This window comes from Synechococcus sp. BO 8801, assembly GCF_002252675.1.
In the GTDB taxonomy this organism is placed as follows: domain Bacteria; phylum Cyanobacteriota; class Cyanobacteriia; order PCC-6307; family Cyanobiaceae; genus Cyanobium.
The window spans coordinates 188,505-203,441 of record NZ_NQKY01000002.1 but is presented as its reverse complement, the minus strand read 5'-3'; the positions used below and the strand labels follow the sequence as shown (position 1 = coordinate 203,441).

The window sequence follows — 14,937 nt, the reverse complement described above, 5'->3', positions numbered from 1 at the left end:
CCTAGCCCCGGGGCAGGGCGGCGTGGAGGGCCTTGAAGCGGGCCTGCTGGACCTTGTGGCTGACGATCGGCGCCGGGTAGCCGCGCCGTTCCAGCGGCGCAATCTCGCCGCTGATCAGGTCGGCGGTGGCCACATGGGCCAGCTCCGGCAGCCAGCGGCGGATGTAGGTGGCCTCCGGATCGAACTTCGCCGCCTGGGTGGAGGGATTGAAGATGCGCAGGGGGCGTGGATCCATGCCGCTGCTGGCGCTCCACTGCCAGCCGCCGTTGTTGGCCGCCAGATCGCCGTCCACCAGGCGGACCATGAAGGCCTTTTCGCCATGGCGCCAGTCGATGATCAGGTCCTTGACGAGGTAGGACGCCACGACCATGCGGCAGCGGTTGTGCATCCAGCCGCTCTCGTTCAGCTGGCGCATGGCGGCATCGATGATCGGCAGGCCGGTGAGCCCCTCCTCCCAGGCCCGCAGCCGCTCGGGGTCGTTCTCCCAGGGGAAGTGGCGCCACTGGGGGCGGTAGGGGCCGTCGGCCAGCTCGGGGAAATGGAACAGGGCCTGCTGGTAGAACTCGCGCCAGGCCAGCTCCTGCTCCCAGACGCCAATGGAAGTGAGGGCCTCGGTGCTGCGGGCGAGGGCGCGGGCCTCCTGGGCGGCGGCCCAGGCCTGGCGGGGGCTGAGGGTGCCGACGCTCAAGGCGGCGGACAGCCCGGAGGTGCCGGCCTCCCCCGGCAGGTTGCGACCCGGCTCGTAGGCCGCCAGGGGACCGCCGTTGACGCCACCGTCGGCGAAGGCCTGCAGCTGGGCCAGGGCCGCCGCCTCCCCGGGGCGGCAGGGGCAGAGATCGGCGCCGCTGAAAAGAAAGCCCAGCTCCTCGGCGCTGGGCACGGTGTCCAGCCTGGGCAGGGCCTCCCACAAGGAAGCGCGCTCCGCCGGCAGGGCGCCGGGATCGAGATCCCGCAGAGCGCTTGGCGCCGCCACCGGCTCCAGGCCGCCGGCCGATCCGGCACCGAGCCCGGCCCGCCCCTCCACCTGGCCGCGCCAGTTGCGCAGGAAGGGGCCATAGACCCGGTAGGGCTCGCCGGCGCCGGTGCGGATCACCTCCGGTGCCACCAGCAGCTGGTCCCAGTCCACCAGCACCCGGGTGCCCTGGCCCTGCAGCGCCGCCGCCACCTTCCGGTCGCGCTCGCGGCCGTAGGGCTCCACCTCCCGGTTCCAGGCCACCACCGCGGCGCCTGCCGCCCGGGCCGCCAGGGGCACCAGGGCGGTCGGCTCGCCCTGAAGGATCAGCAGCCGGCTGCCGGCCGCCCGCCAGCGGGCCGCCAGCTCCCGCAGGCTCTCGCAGAGGAACCAGGCCCGGGCCGGCGCCATGAGCGGGTCCGAGAGGATCGCCGGATCCAGCACGTAGAGGCCGGTGACCGCCGGGGTAGCGGCGGCGGCCGCCGCCAGGCCCAGGTTGTCGGCCAGGCGCAGGTCGCGGCGATGCCAGAACAGCCAGCGCTCCGGGGCCATCAGAGTCCGAGCAGCTGACGGGCGCGGTACCAGGCCGTGACCGTTTTGCCGTCCAGGGCCTCGTCGCCGCTGGCCAGGAGCGCATCCAGCTGGGCCGGCTCGAGCAGCAGCACCTCCATGTCCTCGTCGTCATCGCCGGGGGGGCGGTCCTGCAGCAGGGTGAGATCGCGGGCCAGGAAGAGGTGGATCACCTCGTCGGAGTAGCCGGGGCAGGGGTACATGGCCCCAAGGGGGTCCCAGCGGCTGGCGCTGTAGCCGGTCTCCTCCTCCAGCTCCCGCCGCATCGAGCCCAGGGGCTCCTCCCCCTCCTCCAGGGTTCCGGCCGGGAACTCCAGCAGCCGCCCGGCCACGGCGAAGCGGTACTGGCGCAGGATCACCACCCGGCCGTCCTCGAGCACCGGCACCGCCAGGGAGGCGCCCGGATGGCGGATCACGCCGTAGGTGCCCTCGATGCCGATCGGCAGCACCACCCGGTTGAGCTCGAAACGCACCTTGCGGGCCTGCAGGGCGGCGGTGGTCTCCAGATGGGTGCTGGGCTCGGGGGGCGGCAGGGGAGCCATGGGGCGGGCCATTGGGGCCCCCAGTGTGACGGGCGGGGGCCGGTGGGCGCGGTTCAGGGCCCTTCCGGCCAGCCCGTCGTTCCAGGCAGCACCTGGGGGGGCGGCTCCAGGGCGGCCCGCGGCAGGGCCGCCAGGCCTGCGGAGGCCGTGCGGGGGGGACCGGCGGGCGCCAGGGGAAGGGGAAGGTCCGGATCGATCGCCGCCAGCGGGGCCAGCACGAAGGCCCGCTCCCCCAGGCGCGGGTGGGGCAGCACCAGCTCCGGGCCTGGGCAGGCCATGGCCCCGCACCAGAGCAGGTCGAGGTCGAGACGACGGGGTCCCCAGCGCTCGCGGCGCTCCCGGCCGAACGCCGCCTCCAGCTGCAGAAGCCGCGCCAGCAGCCCGGTGGGATCAGGCCAGGGCGCCGCCGGCACCGGCGCAGACGCGAGCCGCGCCAGCAGGACCGCGTTGAGGTACGGCGGCTGTCCCGGCGGCCCCCCCACCGGCTGGGTGCGGAACCGGGGCGACCAGCTCAGCTGCAGGGGGGCCGCCGCCCAGGCCCGCAGCTCGGCCTCCAGCCGCGGCCGCACGGCCGTGAAGGTGGCGACGGGATCACCGAGGTTGGCCCCGATGGCGATGGCCAGGCTGGACGCAGAGGGGCCAGACGGTGGTGGAGCCGGGGTGGGAGGCATCGGCTCAGCCGCCGAAGACCGCCAGGTTGAGGAGGACGGGCTCCCCCAGCCAGGCGGCATGGTCGGTGTGATCGGCCAGATCATGGCCGGTGATGCCATGCACCAGCACCGTGAGGCCGCCGCGGTGGGTCTCGAGCCAGGGGATCAGGGCCTCGAAGTCCGCCTGGCTGAAGCTGATCTGGCAGCTGCCGACCGGATGGGGTCCCACCGGCTCGAGGTGGAGACGGCCCACCGGCAGGCCGAAACGGGCTCCGGCGGCCCCACAGAGGGCGCCGGCCTGCGCCGCTTCAGCGGCGCCGAAATAGACGTGGGCGTGGTAGCGCTCGTGAACGTTGGTGGGACGGCGGGTCATCGGCGGCCGACCGGGGCCTGACACCCAGGCAGGGTATCGGGGTCAGAGGGCCGCCACCCGCTGCCACCCGGTCGGCGAGACTGGCCAACCCACCCAGCCACTGCCCCATGGTCGTCAGCGGGTCCCCTGCCGCGCCCGCCGGTGCCGCGCCCACCGGCAGCTTTCCGCTGGCCGCCATCACCGGCCACGGCACCCTGAAGCTGGCCCTGCTGCTGGCGGCCGTGGACCCCGGCCTGGGCGGCGTGGTGATCGCCGGCGGTCGCGGCACCGGCAAGTCGGTGCTGGCCCGGGGGCTCCATGCCCTGCTGCCGCCGATCGATGTCATCGATCTGGCCGATGGTCCGGGGCTGCGGCAGGCCGATCCCTCCCGGCCCGACGAGTGGGACGGGGCCACCCGGCGCCGCATCACCGAACTGGGCGGTGATGCCAGCGGCACCGATCCAGGCGCCCTGCTGCCCACCCGGGTGATTCCAGCCCCCTTCATCCAGGTGCCCCTGGGCGTCACCGAAGACCGGCTGATCGGTTCGGTGGACGTGGCCGCCTCCCTGACGGCCGGGGCGCCGGTGTTCCAGCCCGGGCTGCTGGCGGAGGCCCACCGGGGCGTGCTGTACGTCGACGAGCTCAACCTGCTGGATGACGGCATCACCAACCTGCTGCTGGCGGCGGTGGGCTCCGGCGAAAACCGCATCGAACGGGAGGGGCTGAGCCTGTCGCACCCCTGCCGCTGCCTGCTGATCGCCACCTACAACCCGGAAGAGGGGGCGGTGCGCGACCACCTGCTCGACCGCTTCGCCATCGCCCTGTCGGCCAACCAGCTGCTCGACACCGACCAGCGGGTGGCGATCACCCGCTCGGCCCTCGACCACGGCGCCTCCAGCGCCGCCTTCGGCGCCCGCTTTCAGGAGGAGACCGAAGCCCTGGCCACCCAGCTGCTGCTGGCCCGCCAATGGCTGCCGGATGTGGTCATCGACCGGGAGCAGATCCGCTACCTGGTCACCGAAGCCATCCGCGGCGGCGTCGAGGGGCACCGGGCCGAGCTCTACGCCGTGCGGGTGGCCCGGGCCCATGCGGCCCTCTCCGGCCGCGACCGGGTGGATGCAGACGATCTGCAGGTGGCGGTGCGCCTGGTGATCGCCCCGCGGGCCCTGCAGCTGCCGCCCCCGGATCCCGACCAGCCCATGGAGCCGCCGCCGCCGCCACCGCCCCAGGGGGAGCAGCCCCCCGAGGAACCGGAGCCGCCGGAGCAGGAGCCTGAGAGTGAGGAGCCTGAGGATCAGGACGACGACGACCAGGACGACAGTCCCGAGGACCAGGCCCCGCCCCAGATCCCGGAGGAATTCCTGCTCGATCCGGAGGCCACCGCCATCGACCCCGACCTGCTGGTGTTCGCCTCGGCGAAAGCCAAGAGCGGCGGCAGCGGCAGCCGGGCGGTGGTGTTCAGCGACAGCCGCGGCCGCTACGTGAAGCCGATGCTGCCCCGGGGCCCCGTGCGCCGCATCGCCATCGACGCCACCCTGCGGGCCGCCGCGCCTTACCAGAAGGCCCGCCGCGCCAGGGAGCCGCACCGCAAGGTGATCGTGGAGGAGGGGGACCTGCGGGCCAAGCAGCTGCAGCGCAAGGCCGGCGCCCTGGTGATCTTCCTGGTCGATGCCAGCGGCTCGATGGCCCTGAATCGGATGCAGAGCGCCAAGGGGGCCGTGATCCGCCTGCTCACCGAGGCCTACGAAAACCGCGATGAGGTGGCCCTGATCACCTTCCGCGGCGAGCAGGCCGAGGTGCTGCTGCCGCCCACCCGCTCGATCACCGCCGCCCGCCGCCGACTGGAGTCGATGCCCTGCGGCGGCGGCTCACCCCTGGCCCACGGCCTGGCCCAGGCGGCCCGGGTGGGGGCGAACGCCCTGGCCACCGGCGATCTGGGCCAGGTGGTGGTGGTCGCCATCACCGACGGCCGCGGCAATGTGCCCCTGAGCCGTTCCCTGGGCCAGCCGGTGCTGGAGGGGGAGGAACCGGTGGACCTCAAGGAGGAGCTGCGGCAGGTGGCGAGCCGCTACCAGAGCCTCGGCCTGCGGCTGCTGGTGATCGACACCGAGCGGAAGTTCATCGGCAGCGGCATGGGCAAGGAGCTGGCCGAGGCGGCCGGCGGCCGCTACGTGCAGCTGCCCAAGGCGAGCGACCAGGCCATCGCCGCCATCGCCCTGGAGGCGATCAACGGTTTCTGACGGTGGGAGCCAGCCGGTCCTGGGCGGCCTGGCGGGCGGCCTTCGCCTCCTGCTGGCGGGCGTCCTGGCTGGCCTTGCGGTCACGGGCCGCATCCACCTCGGCGGGGTAGAGCTCCTCGAAGAAACGGCCCAGGCCGATCGAGACGCTGCGAATGCCGTCGAGGAACTTGGGATCACCCGTGAGCTTGCTCACGTCGCCGCCGACAGCCGACCAGCGGTCGGTCAGCTGCTTGGCGTTGGTGAGGGTGGCCTGCAGGTCGGCCACGGTCTTGGGGTTGTCCAGTGCCGCCGCCAGGTTGCCAACGTGCTTGGAGGCCCGGGCGGCATCGGCGCTGGCGAGGTTGAGGTTGCTCAGGATCGGGTCCACCTTGCCCGCCGATCGGTTCAGCTGGGTGACCAGCACCTGGGCGTCGCGCAGGAAGACCTGGCCGCTCTTGGTGAGCAGCTCGGTCTCCCTGGCGGTCTTGGAGAAGGCGGCCGTGGCCGCCACCATCTGCTGAACGAGCTGTTCCTTTTCCGCCTGGTCGAGCAGGCCCTGGACGGTCTCGGTGACGGTGTCGAGGCTGGCCGCTGCGACACCGGTCACCTTGCCGCCGTTGCAGACCATGCGCGTGTTGTCGCAGCCCCGCTCCCGAGGGCCCGGCAGGCTGGCCGGCAGGGGGGGACCGCCGGCCAGCAGGGACACCTGGGCATCTCCTCCCAGCAGGGAGGCATTGCCGACCCGGGCCACCAGGGGCCGGGCCAGACGCAGGCGTGGGTCGGTGATCTCCAGGTCGGCCACCACGGCCGCGTCGGTGACGGTGACCCGGCGCACGCTGCCGACCAGCACCCCCCGGAAGGTGACCGGAGAACGGTCGGCCAGGCCGGCGGCGTCGGCGAAGCTGGCGCGGATCGTCCAGGTGTTCCCTCCTAGGGAGATCCCCCGCAGCCAGAACCACAGACCCAGCCCGCTGGCGATCGCCGCCAGCAGAGAGAATCCAACCAGGGCTTCACGGACACTCCGGCGCATGGGCTCAGTTCTCGGCCGGCTGCATCGGTCCGTGCAGACTACCGCTCCGAAACTGCACCACATAGGGATTGGTGCTCACGCGGAAGTCCTCGACCGAGCCGATCCAGCGGAAGCGGCCGTCGTAGAGGAGGGCCACCCGCTCGGCGCAGCGGTCGATCGTGCTCATCACGTGGCTGACCACCAGGGTGGAGGCGTGGACGATGCGGGAGGTGCGCACGATCAGGTCCTCGATGCGGGTGCAGGCCACCGGGTCCAGACCGGCCGTCGGTTCGTCGAAGAGCAGCAGGGGGGTGCGGGCCGAGGCCAGGGTGGGGTCGTCGATCAGGGCGCGGGCGAAGCTCACCCGCTTCTGCATGCCGCCGCTGAGCTCGCCCGGCATGCGATCGGCGATGCCCGCCAGCCCCACGGCCTGCAGGGCCTGGTCCACCCGTTCGGCGATCTCCCGCTCCCCCAGGCCGCTGAAGCGGTAGAGGAGGAAGCCGACGTTCTCGCGCACCGACAGCGAGGCCAGCAGGGCCGGGTTCTGGAACACCAGGCGCACGTCCGGAGGGTGGCGCTGGTCCAGGCGCAGGTAGGTCTGGGGTTCGCCGTGGATGCGCAGCAGCCCATCGGTGGGCAGTTGCAGCCCGGCCAGCAGCCGCAGCAGGGTGGATTTGCCCGAGCCCGAGGGGCCCACCACCACCAGCCGCTCGCCCGGGGTGAGGCTGAGGTCGACCCGATCGAGAACCAGGGTCTCGCCCCAGCGCATGCTGAGGCTCTCCATCTGGGCCACCGGTGGGATGGCCGGGGGAGCGTTCAGCGCGAGTTGACTGAGGGCCAAGGAACCACGGCGAGGGGGCCCCGGAGGCCCGGCTCCCATCCTGCCGGTTCAGGACGGGCTTTTCATCCGTACAGTTCGGGTGGTCTGTGCCGCGTCGCCACGCCCTGCCCTTGACGGTTCGAGGCTCCGCTGCGAACGCCCGTCGGCGCCGGGGCGGCTCCCGCCCGGGGCGCCCCCGCTGGGTGGGCCGCGGCGACCTGCGTCAGCAGGACCTGATGAGCCGCTCGCGGCGGGCGGCCCGCTGGCTGCAGCCGGGCCTGGTGGTGAAGCGCTGGATGATCACCTCGGGCCTGGGCCTGGTGATCGCCCTGCTGGGGGCGGCGGTATGGGCCGACCTGCAGCCGATCTACTGGACCCTGGAGACGATCCGCTGGGGCCTCAATCGCCTCACCCAGGTGATGCCCCGGGGCATCACCGGCCCGCTGGTGCTGCTGATCGGCGCCGCCATGGTCTGGCTCGGCCAGAGCCGCAGCTTCGGCGCCATCCAGCAGGCCCTGGCTCCGGAGAAGGACACCCTGCTGGTGGATGCCCTGCTGGCCCAGCGGCGCCTGAACCGCGGCCCCACCATCGTGGCCATCGGCGGCGGCACGGGGCTGGCCACCCTGCTGAGCGGCCTGAAGCGTTACAGCAGCAACCTCACCGCGATCGTCACGGTGGCCGATGACGGCGGCAGCAGCGGCGTGCTGCGGCGGGAGCTGGGGGTGCAGCCCCCCGGCGACATCCGCAACTGCCTGGCGGCCCTGGCACGGGAGGAGCCCCTGCTCACCCGCCTGTTCCAATACCGCTTCAAGGCCGGCAGCGGCCTGGAGGGCCACAGCTTCGGCAACCTGTTCCTGAGTGCCCTGACGGCGATCACGGGCAGTCTGGAATCGGCGATCATCGCCAGCAGCCGGGTGCTGGCGGTGCAGGGGCAGGTGGTGCCTGCCACCAACGCCGACGTGCGCTTGTGGGCGGAGCTGGAGAACGGCGAGCGGATCGAGGGGGAATCCCAGATCGGCCACGCCCCCTGTCCGATCGTGCGCCTGGGCTGCACGCCGGAGCGGCCGCCGGCCCTGCCGCGGGCCCTGGAAGCGATCGCCAACGCGGAACTGATCGTGCTGGGGCCGGGGAGTCTCTACACCTCCCTGCTGCCCAACCTGCTGGTGCCGGAGCTGGTGAGCGCCATCAGCGCCAGCAAGGCGCCGCGGCTCTACATCTGCAACCTGATGACCCAGCCCGGCGAGACCGACGGCCTGGACGTCGGCGGCCACCTGCGGGCGATCGAAGCCCAGCTGGCGAGCCTGGGGGTGGAGCAGCGCCTGTTCACGGCCGTGCTGGCCCAGGAGGAACTGGACGACTCCAGCCTGCTGGACGTCTACCGGTTGCGGGGCGCCGAACCGGTGACGTGCGAGGCCTCCGTCCTCAGGGATCAGGGCTATGAGGTGATCCTGGCGCCCCTGCAGGGGGCCCGTCCCAGCGCCACCCTGCGCCATGAACCACGCAGCGTGGCCAAGGAGGTGATCCGGTTCTACCGCAAGCACAAAAGGGATTGAAAGTTGAACGTCGATGAGCGCTGCAGCCGCTGATCCCTAGGTCCATGGCCCCAAAGGGTTGTCGAACAGCAGCGTGGTGGCCGAAAACGACCTGAGGATTGGGACGCAGGAGAATTGCATGCCCATGACCTGCAGGGCAGCCACACAAAAACGAGGATTCTGTGGGGAGTTCACATTTCGGCCAACCCATGGCGCGCCTGCCAGCAATTAATAAATGGAGCTTTAGCAGCGATTCCACCCCTGAAGGCCAGATCGAACGCACTCGCCCCAGACATCAGGCATTGCGGGCGATAGGTGCCACAGCAATGCTACGGGGTCCTGACGCGACAAGGGAACGGCCCCTTCAACGCCCTTACAGGGCCTCAAGCCGATAAAGTCAAGAGCAGCGCTGGTGAAGTTACTGAGGAAAGACAATGATCATCAAAGCTCTTCGATCAATCCTGAGCCCACCTCGAAAAAGCCATCAGGCCTGGACGACTTCCTAAAGGAAGTTTCGGGCATCATTCACCGGCGCAAATACCAGGCAAGAGCGCAATCTCTACGCCAAGTACGACCTGAAAGTTGCCTGGGTTGAGCCGATCCCCGAAATCTTCAGACAACTTCAAAAGAATACTGAAGAGCTTACAAAGCAGAAAGCCATCAACGCCTTGATCACAGATGTCGATGGCAAGGAGTATGTGTTTCTCATTTCTAACAACAGCGGCGAGTCCTCCTCCATTCTCGACCTACATCTTCATAGGGACATTTGACCTGAAGTCAACTGCTCAACCACGATTCGCCTGAAGAGTACAACCCTGCCATCCCTGCTCAAAGTGCATCAACTGGATGAAAGAGATTACCAAGCACTGATCATGGACACCCAGGGATCAGAGTTGCTTGTCCTCAAGGGAGCCATTCCAGTACTGAAAGCTTTGCCATTCATCAAGACAGAAGTCCCAGATTTTGAGGCCTACACTGGCTGCTGCTAACCAAAGGACATGAACGCCTTCATGTCGCAGCTTGGATACAAAGAATACCGTCGATCGAGATTCGCGCGACGCGCACAAGGAGGAAGCTACTACAACATTGTTTACAAGGCCCGCAGGTTTACCCGCTGACACGATCGCAGCAGATAAATGTCCAGGGGCAAACAAGTACGATCGGGTCAACTTCACTGCAGGCCGAAAACGCCTATGGCGAGATTGGCCATGCAGGATGAGGGCTCGCCAGCCAACCAGATCCTGCATCGGCCAAGCCAGAAGGTACAAGCTGACACTGCCGATGCTCAAGGACATTGTCCACCCGGGTTTCCATGGGCAACACTTATGGACAGCGGGAGCGAGAAGTTCAGGGATCTACCTGTTAGGATAATCTCAATTTGACTGAGGTCTTGAGGTGCCAGTCGCCAAGCTTATGTCATGGGGCATGTCCTAAACAATGCCTTCATCGCGGACTAAAGAAGAGCAAGAGCTCGCGAAGAGGATCAGAGACATCCTGATCATGAAGCCCAAGCGATGCCCATACCCCCTGATCAGAATCGGAGGCGATGAAGATGGAGCGTATCTGATTCCTGACGATCTTCAAGGAATCAGAGCCTGCTTCTCTCCAGGAGTGAACAATACAAAGAGTTTCGAAGATGAATTGGCAATAACTCACGGGATCGTCTGCCACCTTTGTGATTACACCAGCGACTTGGAAGCCCTGGAGACGCCACTCGTTGAGTTCATGCAGACATTCAAAAAGAAATGGCTGGACATAGACCATGGCAAAGACAGCATCAACCTTGACGAATGGGTTGAAGAAGAATGTCCAGACCCGGAAGGCGATCTTCTCCTTCAAATGGACATTGAAGGCGCCGAGTACAGGAATCTTCTTGCCTGCAAGCAAAGCACACTGAACCGCTTCAGGATCATTGCGATTGAGCTGCATAGACTTGATTCAGCCAATGATCCAGAAGAGTTTGAAAACGAGCTTGGCCCATTGCTCAGAAGGCTCGACAACAGTCACATCTGCGTCCATGCCCATCCCAACAACTGCTGCGGTGAAGTAACTATTGAAGGCTCAGGTCTTGTCATACCGCGAGTCATCGAACTCACCTTTCTCAGGCGCGATCGCTTGAACCAGGGTCAGCCAGGCGCCTCCTACCAGCCACTGCTGCCGCAGCCCTTGGACCTCGACAGAAACGTGAAAGCGTTGCCGCCTCTGCTGTTAGAGGGAGATTGGGTCGACGAAAAGAGCTTTGAAGCTGAAACTCCCGCTGGAATCAGCACCTGGAAGAAAGTCGCTTTGCTATCACAAAAGCTGGATCACGCCCTTCGACAGCTCAATGAGGCCAACAAGCTATTCGAATACAAGCAAGAGTCCGCAAAGCGCAGGATTGAATACCTGGAGAAGCGCCTCGGCGAACTTGAGCGTCCCATCAAGATCTATCTTGGCATCAAAAGAATACTCAAGCCTGGAAAGAGTCGTGAATAAGGGAACTGGATCGGCCCAGTCAGCTTCTGCAGGTTAGGCGCACTGCAGGCCGGCCCTTGGGGCCTGCCGGATCAACAACCGATCACCTTGGGGTGGCTGTGTCCAATCGCCTCTCTTCGAAGCACTTGTCCGAGCCCATGGCTTCTGCCAAGCTGAGCGGTGCACATGGACAGGAATGGACAGATTCAACCCAAGCGGCAAGCCACGCTTCAACCCATCCACTTCGTAACGCCACAGCAGGATCCCCAGGGGTCCTTCGTTGCGCTGACGGTCCCGTTCGCGTTAGCTTCTGGAAGCAGATTCACGCGTGGATTCCGGAAATAAGGCAGCAACTTTGCAGTATACAAGCGTAATCAAGGCAAGGATCATTGGGCGCTTCCGCTTCCAATAGCCCCACGTCAAGGCCAAGGCGCCATAAAACCCATCTGCTTTCATGGAGGATGAAGTCCCCCCTCCCAAAAAGACAGAGATCGTCAATGGGATGTATCCGTACCCCCCACGCGTCCAGGCTCGTAGGTTGTAGTCCCAATCGGCCGTCACCTGGAAGTCCGGGTTATAGAGCGGTCGACCACCGCGTGCATGGCAGCCTCGGTAGAAGATGGCTTGATGACAGATATTGCGCCTCAGCAGCTTCGCCAGATTGAATTCACCATCGTAGATGGCCCCACCTTTTGCCCAACCTGCATCACCGTCAATCAAGACATTCCCATAGTATGCCTGCCTCCAAAAGCAAAGCCTGGATGCATGGATATGCTGCCTGACGATCCTCAGCACAGATGGGTCGGCCAGCCGATCATCATGGCCAAGGAACAAGACCCAAGCCCCCGTAGATTGAGCCAAAGCCATATTCATGGCTGGATAGATGCCACTGGCCTCGAGATCCTGCATGTAACGAACATGGGCAGACTCTCCGACCAGCCGTTTGACATCGTCGCTGCGGGCCGAGAGTGAGTCAATGATAATGATTTCCCAGTCTGAGAAGTTCTGCTTATAGACACTCTCCAAGCACCTCGCGAAGCGATCAAGCTGGGGATTGTATGTAGGGATAACAATGCTGAAGAAAGGTGCATGCGTCATGCCCATGGACGAGGGAACCAGCGCCACAGACAGCCTCAGCCGGGGAACTCAATCGTACACGGCGAAGAATAGTCTGTGCCAGTGAATGCCTTGCTATCGGCATGGCCTTGCCCACGGAGACAGATCTTTTCCGTCGGCCCTATCATTGTCTCAGGCAAGAGTCCATTCACAAGCCTGCAGGCCTCAGAACTCCATGGGATCAACCATCTAATGGCCCATGGGAGTTTCCAAGACTAGGATCCGTCCATCGGACTCGCGTGCAGCAGTGCCCTTACCCAAGGCCATCGCCTTCTATCTTCCCCAGTACCACCCGATTCCTGAAAACGATGCCTGGTGGGGAAAAGGCTTCACAGAATGGCGCAACGTAGCCAAGGCACGTTCCCTGTTCCGCCATCATTACCAACCCCATCTGCCGGCGGATCTTGGCTTCTACGACCTTCGCCTGCCGGAAGCGCGCCAGGCCCAGGCGGAACTGGCCCAGGCGTTCGGAATCCACGGCTTCTGCTACTACCACTACTGGTTCAATGGCCGCAGGGTCCTGCAACGGCCCTTCGAAGACGTGCTGGCTTCAGGGGAGCCTGACTTTCCCTTCTGCCTCTGCTGGGCCAATGAAAACTGGACCCGGCGCTGGGACGGGTCCGATGATGAGATTCTTCTTGAGCAGATCTACAGCGAGCAGGACGATCGCGATCACCTGATGTCCTTGTTGGCAGCCTTCAGGGATCCCCGCTACATCAGGATCGAAGGCAAACCGCTGTTTCTGGTCTACCGCACCAGCGCCCTGCCCCAGCCGGCCCGGACGGCCGAAATCTGGCGTTCGATCGCCCATGACCATGGCCTTGGAGATCTCTATCTCGTTTCCGTTGAATCGAAAGAGGAGGAGATCAACAACCCCCAAAGCTTCGGCTTTGATGCCGCCGTGGAATTTCAGCCCTGCTGGCCGATGCTGGGTACGCTGCCCTCGCAGACTCCCAGCCTTCGTGAAACGATCAAGGGGATCATCAAGAATGAGTCTCCAGGCAAGAAGATCCACCGGGTCATCGACTACGAGAAGGTCTGCCAAGCCGCCCTTGCCAGGCCAGCTCCCCCCTATCCCCGCTTTCCCTGTGTCACCCCTTCCTGGGACAACACGGCTCGCCGCCGCTGGGGGGGCATCATCCTCCAGGATGGGACACCGGAGCGCTACGGCCACTGGCTCAGGCAGACGGTGGAACGCCTCCCTGACTACGGTCTTCCTGAACCGGTCGTCTTCATCAACGCCTGGAACGAGTGGGCAGAAGGGAACCACCTGGAACCCGATCAGCGCTGGGGAACCCGCTACCTCAAAGAAACGCTCGCTGCGCTCAGCGGCTGAGCCGTTCCATGAAGACGTTCAATAGGCATCCTGCATCTCATAGAAATCAGGCTGCACATAGTCCTTGCGCAGCGGGTAGCCCTTCCAGTCCTCGGGCATCAGCAGCCGCTTGGGATGGGGATGGCCCTCGTAGGAGATGCCATACATGTCGAAGGTTTCGCGCTCCTGCCAGTCCGCACCGCGGAACAGGCCATAGAGGCTGGGGATCGAGAGGGCACCGTCCCGGGGCAGGAACACCTTGAGACGCACTTCCTCCGGACGCGCATCGGCCGGCAGGGGGCCGGTGGCTTCGGCCATGGCCGAAAACTGATCGACCATGGAGGCCAACTTGACCAGGTGGTAGAAGCTCACCAGCCGGCCCCCCGGTCCCTCGTCGTAGCCCCCCTGGCACTGGAGATAATCAAAGCCGGCCGCCTTCAGGGCCGTGGCCACCAGCGGCAGGGCCGCGGGCTCCACCCCGAGCAGTTCGACACCCGAGTGGTCCGGGCCCAGGGCGACGGCATCGAAACCCTGGCCGCTCAGCCAGGTGGCCACAGGGCCAGGGGCGGCGGCCTGGAGGGCACCGGCATCGGCGGATTCCTTGGCGTCCGAGGCGCCGGGGGTGACGGGGGACTCCTCAGGCATCGGTGGTGGAGGCGGGGGTGGCAGGGACGGTGGCAGTGTCAGCGGCGGCGCCCATCGGCAGACCGGCTGCGGCGGCCAGGGCGGCCTGCTGGGTTTCGGCCCGCAGGTAGGCCCCGGTGACGATCGGCTCGATCCGCTTCATCTGGTGGGGGATCGTGCAGTAGCGGTGGGTGGGTCGCAGGTTGCCACGCTCGGCCAGGGCTTCGTTGCCGACCTTCTTGCGCAGCTTGATCACCGCATCGAAGATCGCTTCGGGGCGGGGCGGGCAGCCGGGCAGGTAGAGATCGACGGGGATCAGCTTGTCGACCCCGCGCACCGCCGTGGTGGAGTCGGCGGAGAACATGCCGCCGGTGATGGTGCAGGCCCCCATGGCGATCACGTACTTGGGCTCCGGCATCTGCTCATAGAGCCGCACCAGCGCCGGCCCCATCTTCATCGTCACGGTGCCGGCCACGATCAGCAGGTCGGCCTGACGGGGGCTGGAGCGGGGCACCAGGCCGAAGCGGTCGAAGTCGAAGCGGGAGCCGATCAGGGCCGCGAACTCGATGAAGCAGCAGGCCGTGCCGTAGAGCAGCGGCCAGAGGCTGCTGAGCCGGGCCCAGTTGTGGAGGTCGTCGAGGCTGGTGAGAATGATGTTCTCGGACAGGTCGGCGGTGACGCCGGGGGCGCCCACGGGGCCGCAGCTGGCCTCGCGCATATCGCGCAGGGCATCGACGGAGAGGGAGCCGGCAGGGGGTGTGAGGGTCATGGTGGGGAGGTGC

Annotated in this window: 13 protein-coding genes; 4 read left to right on the top strand and 9 right to left on the bottom strand. The window is 66.6% G+C overall.

The window, feature by feature from the left end:
• Position 1: 1 nt before the first annotated feature.
• Genes CJZ86_RS02470 through CJZ86_RS02455 form a run of 4 tightly spaced genes read right to left on the bottom strand, consistent with a single transcriptional unit; the run spans position 2 to position 3,087 of the window.
• Positions 2 to 1,504, bottom strand: coding sequence for an FAD-binding domain-containing protein (locus CJZ86_RS02470; RefSeq protein ID WP_094584375.1), 1,503 nt, complete (start codon positions 1,502 to 1,504; stop codon positions 2 to 4).
• Positions 1,504 to 2,064: an NUDIX hydrolase gene (locus tag CJZ86_RS02465; RefSeq protein WP_094584374.1), complete on the bottom strand. Its 561-nt coding sequence runs from the start codon at positions 2,062 to 2,064 to the stop codon at positions 1,504 to 1,506. The genes CJZ86_RS02470 and CJZ86_RS02465 overlap by 1 nt, the downstream gene beginning before the upstream one ends.
• Before the next feature lie 53 nt (positions 2,065 to 2,117).
• Positions 2,118 to 2,735, bottom strand: coding sequence for a 2-amino-4-hydroxy-6-hydroxymethyldihydropteridine diphosphokinase (folK, locus tag CJZ86_RS02460; RefSeq protein WP_094584373.1), 618 nt, complete (start codon positions 2,733 to 2,735; stop codon positions 2,118 to 2,120).
• A 4-nt stretch (positions 2,736 to 2,739) separates the two neighbouring features.
• Entirely contained in the window at positions 2,740 to 3,087 is a 348-nt protein-coding gene (locus CJZ86_RS02455) for a DOPA 4,5-dioxygenase family protein (RefSeq protein WP_094584372.1), read from the bottom strand.
• 107 nt (positions 3,088 to 3,194) lie between these two features.
• Here CJZ86_RS02455 and bchD point away from each other — a divergent pair, with 107 nt between their 5' ends.
• Complete coding sequence (gene bchD, locus CJZ86_RS02450) at positions 3,195 to 5,306, top strand: magnesium chelatase ATPase subunit D (protein WP_094584371.1); 2,112 nt, start codon at positions 3,195 to 3,197, stop codon at positions 5,304 to 5,306.
• On the opposite strand, the gene CJZ86_RS02445 is transcribed toward bchD, so the two are convergent.
• Entirely contained in the window at positions 5,293 to 6,315 is a 1,023-nt protein-coding gene (locus CJZ86_RS02445; RefSeq protein ID WP_094584370.1) for an MlaD family protein, read from the bottom strand. The two genes, bchD and CJZ86_RS02445, sit on opposite strands and share 14 nt — an antisense overlap.
• A 4-nt stretch (positions 6,316 to 6,319) precedes the next feature.
• Positions 6,320 to 7,078 (bottom strand): ABC transporter ATP-binding protein, encoded by a 759-nt coding sequence (locus CJZ86_RS02440; RefSeq protein ID WP_198960059.1) that lies wholly within the window; start codon positions 7,076 to 7,078, stop codon positions 6,320 to 6,322.
• Between the two features lie 272 nt (positions 7,079 to 7,350).
• Here CJZ86_RS02440 and CJZ86_RS02435 point away from each other — a divergent pair, with 272 nt between their 5' ends.
• Together CJZ86_RS02435 and CJZ86_RS16435 are read left to right on the top strand one after the other, a co-directional pair.
• Positions 7,351 to 8,667, top strand: coding sequence for a gluconeogenesis factor YvcK family protein (locus tag CJZ86_RS02435; protein WP_094584469.1), 1,317 nt, complete (start codon positions 7,351 to 7,353; stop codon positions 8,665 to 8,667).
• Positions 8,668 to 10,146: 1,479 nt separating this feature from the next.
• Positions 10,147 to 11,121: an FkbM family methyltransferase gene (locus tag CJZ86_RS16435; RefSeq protein ID WP_233133790.1), complete on the top strand. Its 975-nt coding sequence runs from the start codon at positions 10,147 to 10,149 to the stop codon at positions 11,119 to 11,121.
• Between the two features lie 282 nt (positions 11,122 to 11,403).
• Here CJZ86_RS16435 and CJZ86_RS02425 read toward each other — a convergent pair whose 3' ends face one another.
• Positions 11,404 to 12,225, bottom strand: a complete 822-nt coding sequence (locus tag CJZ86_RS02425; protein ID WP_094584367.1) for a glycosyltransferase — start codon at positions 12,223 to 12,225, stop codon at positions 11,404 to 11,406.
• Positions 12,226 to 12,463: 238 nt separating this feature from the next.
• Between CJZ86_RS02425 and CJZ86_RS02420 the strand changes: the two genes are divergently transcribed.
• Positions 12,464 to 13,552 (top strand): glycosyltransferase WbsX family protein, encoded by a 1,089-nt coding sequence (locus CJZ86_RS02420; RefSeq protein WP_094584366.1) that lies wholly within the window; start codon positions 12,464 to 12,466, stop codon positions 13,550 to 13,552.
• 18 nt (positions 13,553 to 13,570) lie between these two features.
• Here the strand turns inward: CJZ86_RS02420 and CJZ86_RS02415 are convergent, their stop codons facing one another.
• Both CJZ86_RS02415 and nuoB read right to left on the bottom strand, forming a co-directional pair.
• Positions 13,571 to 14,176, bottom strand: a complete 606-nt coding sequence (locus CJZ86_RS02415; RefSeq protein WP_094584365.1) for an NAD(P)H-quinone oxidoreductase subunit J — start codon at positions 14,174 to 14,176, stop codon at positions 13,571 to 13,573.
• On the bottom strand, positions 14,169 to 14,924 hold the full coding sequence (gene nuoB / locus CJZ86_RS02410) for an NADH-quinone oxidoreductase subunit NuoB (RefSeq protein ID WP_094584364.1): 756 nt from the start codon (positions 14,922 to 14,924) through the stop codon (positions 14,169 to 14,171). The genes CJZ86_RS02415 and nuoB overlap by 8 nt, the downstream gene beginning before the upstream one ends.
• Positions 14,925 to 14,937 lie beyond the last annotated feature (13 nt).